Consider the following 6,608-nt stretch of genomic DNA (forward strand, 5'->3'; position numbering starts at 1 on the left):
CGTCCAAGGCTGGGCCGACGGCGGTACCACCGACCTGGATCTCCTCGCCCCCGCCTGCACCTGGCACAACCGCGACAAAGCAACCCACCCCGACCGCTACCGCACCCGCCGCAACCACGACGGCACCTGGACCCTCCTCTACCACGGGAAAAGGAACCGCTTCGCCGGACGATTCCGCCGCTGAACCGGACCGGCACGAGCGCACCACCTACCCAGGCCGGGAACCCACGGGGTTGAGGGAGTTCTCCGATCCTGAGACAGCGCGTGAAGGGTCGATCCTGGCCCGCCATGCGTAGGCTACGCGATCGGCGCGCTACGCCTGCTGAGCGCGGACCGGGATTTCACCGCCTGGCTGGCGGGGCAATTGACCCTGGCCTACGGCGTCTCCTCCACGCCCTCCGCCTCTGCCAGGCCGCGGCCATCCCCCTCGGCGACCTCGTGGCCACCCGCGCCCAGAACACCGCCCGCACCGTCCTAACCGGCGCCCCGGTCTTCGTGGACGTCATCGTTATCGACCGCGCGGGCCATCGTCGGCCGATCCACAGCCATTGGGCCAGTAACGGGCGAATCCCGTAGAGCCGCCCTCTGCGGTTATCCCGCGCGGCATGGTCCCCGAGCGTGGGGATATGAGAACGCGTGGGTCTTGCTTCGGCTGCAGCGGCGAGGTGCGTCTCAGGTGGCGGTATCGGGGCTCTGCCTCCGGCGAGCTTCGAGCGCGTCCAGGATGAGGGCCAGGCCGTAGCCGAACTCGCTCGTGTGGTCGTAGCCCGGTTGCAGGGCGTGGTCGACGATCATCTCCGTGAGGTACGGAAATTCGTCCGCCGGCAGGTGCTCGAGGATGCCGCCGGCCACTTCCTCGACATCGTCCGGCGTCGTCACCGGCAGGTTCGCCTCCTGAAGGACGTACCCGCCGATGTAGCTGTCGATGAGCGAGACGGCGTGCGCGGCCATCGGCAGCGTGAACCCCGCCTGCCGGAGGACACCGAGGACGGCGTCGTGGTGGCGTAGCGTCGCCGGCCCCGGGTCGCGACGGGAGTCCATGAGGCCGAGAGCCCAGCTGTGCTGCGACAAGACCGCACGCGCGGAGGAAGCGCGCACACGGATCGCGTCGCGCCAATCGGCGCAATCGGCGCTGGGTAGCTCGATCGCCGCGAACACCATGTCGACCACGCCGTCGAGGATCGCGTCCTTGTTCGGTACGTGGTGGTAGAGCGACATCGCCTCCACGCCCAGCTCCTGCGCCACCCGCCGCATCGTGATCGCCTCCACCCCGCCGCGATCCGCGACCCGGATCGCGGCTTTCAGCACGCGACCTCTGCTGAGCGGTTGCCGCGTTGATAGCGGTGGTGAGGGTGACACGACGACTCCAGGGTACGGGCGGGTTGACAATCTTACATGCGTAAGCCAGCCTTACATACGTAAGCCACCTTACGAGCGTAAGTCCTCTCGGTTGGAATCAGCTGGAAGCTCGGCGAACCTCTGACCTGCGACGCGCCCCTCCGGGGCGAGACAAGGAGATTCCGATGCCGATGCCGAGGTGGTGGGGGCACGTGAACAAGCGGGTGTTCAACCCTCGCGCGATCGCGAGCGGGACGTGGCCGGTGCTGACTCACGTCGGTCGCATCTCTGGCACGAGGTACCGCACACCTCTCGACGCGCACCCTGTCGACGGCGGCTACCTGTTCATTCTGGTGTACGGATCGCGCTCGGACTGGGTGCAGAACGTCCTGGCGGCCGACGGGGCGCGGCTCCGGGTCGACGGGAGGGAGGTGGAACTCGCCGCCCCACGCCTCGTCGGGAAAGAGGAGGCGTTCCAGGCTCTCTCCGCTGAGGTGCCACGCCCACCGAGGCTGCTCCGCATCACCGAGTTCCTCCGCATGGACCTGGCCGCAGGCTGACGATCGGCGTCCAGCGCGGAGCCAGGTGGCGGCGAGCACGTCGATCAGGGACGAGGGCGATGATCAGCTGGCCGTCTTCCGTGCCACCAAGCCGAAGGCCCGCGATGGCATCGGCCTGATGGAAGCCAACCGGTTCGGGCAGCCTGGAAACTGGCGGTGTGCAGGCCGTGCCCGGCATGCGCGCAACCGGCCGCGACCGCACATCTGGCGGCCAGCCGGGCCCACCGACCGACACCGCCAGCGTGCTCACCGGATCGGTGCGAGCGAAGATTTCGGCCGCGACGTTCGCGGGACATGCTCTCCGCATCAGGGTTGCGAATTTCCCGGCATGCTGGGTAGCCGGCCCAAACCCGCGGAGTATGATCCCGGGGTATGAGCGACGCTAAGAGGCGCATCACTATCACCGTAGACCCAGCAGCAGCCGACTACGCCGAACAGCTCGTCCAGGCCGGCCGAGCGGGATCCGTCTCCGACGCGTTCAACCAGGCGATCATCGCTCAGCGTCGCCGTGAACAGCACGGCGTTGCGCTCCTGCGTCAGCGCGCGGCCCAAGCCGATCCGGCCAGGGTTGCCCGGCTGCGCGCTCACGTAGACCGGCAAGCCCGCGCGCACGGCTTCCAGGTGGCGGCCGGTGACTGATCACACACCGACGCCGTACATCCTCGACACCAGCGTCCTGCAGGAACTGGTCCGCGGCGATGGCGATCTCATCGGCTTGATTCAGGACTTCGACAGGACCGGCCAGCCCATGGTGGCGCCGGTCCTGGCCGTGGCTGGGGCACTGCTGGCCAACCGCGGCGTCACGGACGCTGAGGCGTCGCTGGCCGGACTGTCAGCCTTCGGCAACGTCGTCATCGCGCCGTTGGATGGCGTTGACCAGGCAGCTGATCTCGTCGACATGATCGCCGCCACAAAACTTGACCTGTGGAATGCGCACGTCGCGGCCATCGCCAACGTCTCGGTCTGCCCGATCCTCACCATGAACGCCGCCGAATGGCAGGAGCCCTCGGCCGCGCTCGAACACCCGCTCCACACCATCGAAATAACCGAACCCGACGACTAGACCTTCCGGTACCGAAACGGTGTCGCCTCATGCGACCCGGCCGGTACGCCCGCGCGAGCAGCGGCTCTTCCAGACGATCCCACCGTAGGGGGAGGACGCAGAGAGGTGGTCTCTGGCGGCCGTGCCGCGGAATGCGATCCCCACAGGAAGCTCAGTCGCGGACGCGGGATGACGAATAGAGGTGGCTGTCGGGGAACGTGGCGGCGGTGAGGGCGCGGCCGATGATGATGACGGCGGTTCGGGTGATGCCCGCCGTTGCGACCTTCTCCGCGATGTCGGCCAGCGTGCCGCGGAGCACGGTCTCCTCGGGACGGCTCGCCCAGGCGACGACCGCCGCCGGGCAGGCGGGGCCGTATGCGGGGGTCAGTTCCGTGACGACCGTTTCGATCCGTTGTACGGCTAGATGCAGGACGATCGTCGCGCGGCTGCGGCTGAGCGTGGCGAGATCCTCGCCTTCGGGCATGGGGGTCGCCCGGAGGGCCGTACGGGTGAGCACGACGGTCTGCGCGACGCCGGGCACCGTCAGCTCGCGTCGCAGGGTCGCGGCCGCCGCCGCGAACGCGGGCACTCCGGGCACCACCTCGTACGGCACCGCCGCCGCGTCGAGGCGGCGCATCTGCTCGGCCATCGCGCTGAAGACGGACGGGTCGCCGGAATGCAGGCGGGCGACGTCCAGGCCTTCGGCGTGCGCGGCGAGCAGTTCGGACATGATCTCGTCCAGGGTCAGGCGTGCGGTGTCGACCAGCCGGGCTCCCGGGGGGCAGCTGGCGAGCAATTCTGGGGGGACCAGGGATCCCGCGTACAGGCAGACGGGCAACCGCTCGATGAGGCGCTGACCGCGCACCGTGATCAGGTCGGCCGCGCCTGGCCCCGCACCGATGAAGTAAACGGTCATCGCACGCCACCAGCGCAATCGCCCGTCATCGTCCGGCCGCCAATGAAGGAGACGGACACCGTGAACCATCGGTACAACGGCTGGCCGCCGATGAGATGAATGGTCATCGCGGGCCACCAGTGCAATCGCCCATCATGGTCGGGCCGCTGACGAAGGAGACGGCCATCGCGAACCGCCGGCCGCCGACGAAGTGAACGGGCCACCAGTGCGATCACCTGTCATCGTCTGGCCGCCGATGGAGGAGACGGTCATCGTGCGCCGCCTGTGCGGCGGCTGGCGATGAGAGGTCATCGTTGGCTGCCTGGCCTCGGGTGAAATGGCCGTCATCGGGGTTCCTCGGAGGGTTTCGTCACCGACCAGATGGTGACCGGGAGTTGGGGGCGCCACGTGGTGAAGTCGCCGATGGGGGCCGCTCTGTTGATGGAGAGGCGGAAGAGGTCGCCGCCGAGGTGGCCGTACCAGGTGGAGAGGACGGCTTCGGATTCGAGGGTGACCGCGTTGGCGACCAGGCGGCCGCCGGGGTGGAGGCTGGACCAGCAGTGGTCGAGGAGGCCGGGGGTGGTGAGGCCGCCGCCGATGAAGATCGTGGTGGGCGGAGTGGTTAAGGCGGCCAGGACGTCGGGGGCGGTGCCGGTGAGGACGCGAAGGGTGGGGGTGCCGAGAGTTTCGGCGTTTCTGGTGATTCGGGTGGCTCGGGCAGGGTCGCGTTCGATGGCGATCGCGGTGGCGGCGGGGTGGGCGCGGAGCCATTCGATGGCGATGCTGCCCGCGCCGGCGCCGATGTCCCAGAGGATGCCGTCGGTGCCGAGCAGGCCGAGGGTGACCGCGCGGACCTCGCGTTTGGTGAGCTGGCCGTCGTGGTCGAAGGTTTCGTCGGGGAGGCCGGGGACGCGTGGGGGTGTCGGCGTGCCTGGGTCGGGGAAACATTCGACGGCCACGATGTTGAGGGGGTCGGGGGTGTCGCCCCAGATGGCCCAGCCGTTGGCGGTGGTGTGGCGGAGTTGCTCGTCGGGGGCGCCGAGGAGTTCGAGGACGCTGAAGGGGCTCTCGCCGTAACCGGCGTTGATGAGGATGGTGGCGACGCGGGCGGGGTCGGCGCCGAGAATCAGGAGGCGTTCGCCGGGGCGGAGGGCGGCGTTGAGGGTGGCGAGGGGGCGGCCGACCGCGCTGATCACGTGGGTGCGTTCGACCGGCCAGCCCATGCGGGCGCAGGCCAGGGAGACCGAGGACGGTGAGGGGAGGATCCTGACGTTCTCCGGGCCGAGGATGCGGACCAGGGTGGAGCCGATGCCGTGGAACATGGGGTCGCCGCTGGCGAGGACGCAGATCCGGCGGTCGCGGTAGCCGGCGAGCAGGCCGGGGAGGGCCGGGAGCAGGGGGGACGGCCAGGTGATCTGTTCGGCGGAGGTGGAGACCAGGGCGAGCTGGCGGGCGCTGCCCATCAGCACCTCGGCGGTCTCGATCTCGCGGCGGGCGGCGGGGGAGAGCCCGTCCCATCCGTCGGCGCCGATTCCGACGACGACAACGGGGGCGGTCATGGTGAGCAGGCCAGAATCGCGTTTCCGGAGGTGGGCTGGAATGTGGCGGGAGGCGACGGGTGGGGTGAGTCGCTTTGGATGTCCCGTGAGGTGTGCGGGTCAGGCATGGGGGACATTTCCTAGAATCCTGGTCACCTTGATTTCGATGACGACACGTTCCGGGTTGGGGCGGGGTTGGCGGTATCGGGCGGCGTAGCGGTGCTCGGCGTCGGCGATCGAGGCGGGGTCGTCGCGGATGACCGCGCGGCCTTCGAGGGTGGACCAGCGGCGGCCGTCCACCTGGCAGACCGCGACGAGCGCGCCCTCTGGCCCGGCGGCGCGGATGTGGCCGGCTTTGCGGGATCCGCCGCTGGTGATGATCCTGGCGGTGCCGCCGTCGAGGGTGACGCCGACCGGAACGACGTGGGGGGTGCCGTCGGGGCGGATCGTCGTGAATGTGCAGAGGTGTCGTTCCTTCCAGAACGCCTCGAAACTCATCGGCACTCCCCCACGAATCGCGCGGCCAGCACGGGGCTGCCCGCCCAGTGCAGATGCAGGTACGAAGCCAGCACCCGATCGGAAGCGTATCCGTCGCCACCGTCAATCCAGCGCCAGACCGGGTTGTCGGGTGGCGTGCAGACCGTGCGGTGGAACTCATGGCCCCGATACCGCTCCCCCGCCCGCGTCAGCACCGAATCTTGTACGGCTACCGCGTCCCGGTACCCCAAAGTCAGCCGTCCGGTCATTTCCGCTTTGGCGTCGAGGATGCCGCACATGGGATGATCATCGAGCTCCCTGCTCAGATAGAGCAACCCCGCGCACTCCGCCACGACCGCGCCCCCACTGGCGACGAACTCAGCCATCCTCGCCCGGAGGCGCTCATTGGCGGACAACTCTGAGGCATAGACCTCCGGAAATCCCCCGGGCAGGATCACTCCACGAGTGCCTTCGGGAAGATCCTCATCCCGCACCGGATCGAAGGTCACGACCTCGGCGCCTGCCGCGATCAACAGTTCCACTTGTTCCACGTAACCAAAGGTGAAAGCGGCTCCCCCCGCGATGGCGACCACGGGCCGAATACCCCGACGAGCCCGCCCGTCAACGCATCCTTCGCCTTCTCCCGTGGCTTCGCCATGTCTTACTGATGCGGGGGATGTCCCACCCGCCCACCCTTGATTTCTTTCCGCGGCTCCGCCCCGCCCCACCGAGGCGGGGGCTTCCCCACCTGCCAATAC

Annotated in this window: 9 protein-coding genes; 4 read left to right on the forward strand and 5 right to left on the reverse strand. The window is 68.9% G+C overall.

Features of this window, described 5'->3' with window-relative positions:
- On the forward strand, window positions 1-184 hold a 184-nt coding region (locus Amac_RS54390), incomplete at its 5' end, for a hypothetical protein (protein ID WP_218041814.1).
- A gap of 488 nt (window positions 185-672) precedes the next feature.
- Here Amac_RS54390 and Amac_RS53100 read toward each other — a convergent pair.
- Entirely contained in the window at window positions 673-1,308 is a 636-nt protein-coding gene (locus Amac_RS53100; RefSeq protein ID WP_155362029.1) for a TetR/AcrR family transcriptional regulator, read from the reverse strand.
- Between the two features lie 215 nt (window positions 1,309-1,523).
- On the opposite strand from Amac_RS53100, the gene Amac_RS53105 reads away from it, so the two are divergent.
- The 3 genes from Amac_RS53105 (at window position 1,524) to Amac_RS53115 (ending at window position 2,961) form a co-directional block, all read left to right on the forward strand.
- On the forward strand, window positions 1,524-1,898 hold the full coding sequence (locus Amac_RS53105) for a nitroreductase family deazaflavin-dependent oxidoreductase (RefSeq protein WP_155362030.1): 375 nt from the start codon (window positions 1,524-1,526) through the stop codon (window positions 1,896-1,898).
- Window positions 1,899-2,270: 372 nt separating this feature from the next.
- Window positions 2,271-2,537, forward strand: a complete 267-nt coding sequence (locus Amac_RS53110; RefSeq protein ID WP_155362031.1) for a hypothetical protein — start codon at window positions 2,271-2,273, stop codon at window positions 2,535-2,537.
- Window positions 2,530-2,961 (forward strand): PIN domain-containing protein, encoded by a 432-nt coding sequence (locus Amac_RS53115; RefSeq protein WP_155362032.1) that lies wholly within the window; start codon window positions 2,530-2,532, stop codon window positions 2,959-2,961. Before Amac_RS53110 ends, Amac_RS53115 begins: the two co-directional genes overlap by 8 nt.
- Before the next feature lie 151 nt (window positions 2,962-3,112).
- Here the strand turns inward: Amac_RS53115 and cobM are convergent, their stop codons facing one another.
- The 4 genes from cobM to Amac_RS53135 form a co-directional block, all read right to left on the reverse strand.
- A complete protein-coding gene (cobM, locus tag Amac_RS53120) occupies window positions 3,113-3,856 on the reverse strand; it encodes a precorrin-4 C(11)-methyltransferase (RefSeq protein WP_155362033.1) in 744 nt (247 codons plus the stop codon).
- 323 nt (window positions 3,857-4,179) lie between these two features.
- Window positions 4,180-5,394, reverse strand: coding sequence for a precorrin-6y C5,15-methyltransferase (decarboxylating) subunit CbiE (cbiE, locus tag Amac_RS53125; RefSeq protein WP_155362034.1), 1,215 nt, complete (start codon window positions 5,392-5,394; stop codon window positions 4,180-4,182).
- A 99-nt stretch (window positions 5,395-5,493) separates the two neighbouring features.
- Window positions 5,494-5,871 (reverse strand): PPOX class F420-dependent oxidoreductase, encoded by a 378-nt coding sequence (locus Amac_RS53130; protein ID WP_155362035.1) that lies wholly within the window; start codon window positions 5,869-5,871, stop codon window positions 5,494-5,496.
- Complete coding sequence (locus Amac_RS53135; RefSeq protein WP_373869963.1) at window positions 5,868-6,401, reverse strand: hypothetical protein; 534 nt, start codon at window positions 6,399-6,401, stop codon at window positions 5,868-5,870. The genes Amac_RS53130 and Amac_RS53135 overlap by 4 nt, the downstream gene beginning before the upstream one ends.
- Between the last annotated feature and the right edge of the window lie 207 nt (window positions 6,402-6,608).

This window comes from Acrocarpospora macrocephala (assembly GCF_009687865.1).
GTDB lineage: Bacteria > Actinomycetota > Actinomycetes > Streptosporangiales > Streptosporangiaceae > Acrocarpospora > Acrocarpospora macrocephala.

What these genes read in the sequence shown, in the direction of transcription:
- Amac_RS53105 (WP_155362030.1), top strand. Translation starts at nt 1,524, where the DNA reads ATGCCGATGCCGAGGTGGTGGGGGCACGTGAACAAGCGGGTGTTCAAC.
- Amac_RS53110 (WP_155362031.1), top strand. Translation starts at nt 2,271, where the DNA reads ATGAGCGACGCTAAGAGGCGCATCACTATCACCGTAGACCCAGCAGCA.
- cobM (WP_155362033.1), bottom strand. Translation starts at nt 3,856, where the DNA reads ATGACCGTTTACTTCATCGGTGCGGGGCCAGGCGCGGCCGACCTGATC.
- cbiE (WP_155362034.1), bottom strand. Translation starts at nt 5,394, where the DNA reads ATGACCGCCCCCGTTGTCGTCGTCGGAATCGGCGCCGACGGATGGGAC.
- Amac_RS53130 (WP_155362035.1), bottom strand. Translation starts at nt 5,871, where the DNA reads ATGAGTTTCGAGGCGTTCTGGAAGGAACGACACCTCTGCACATTCACG.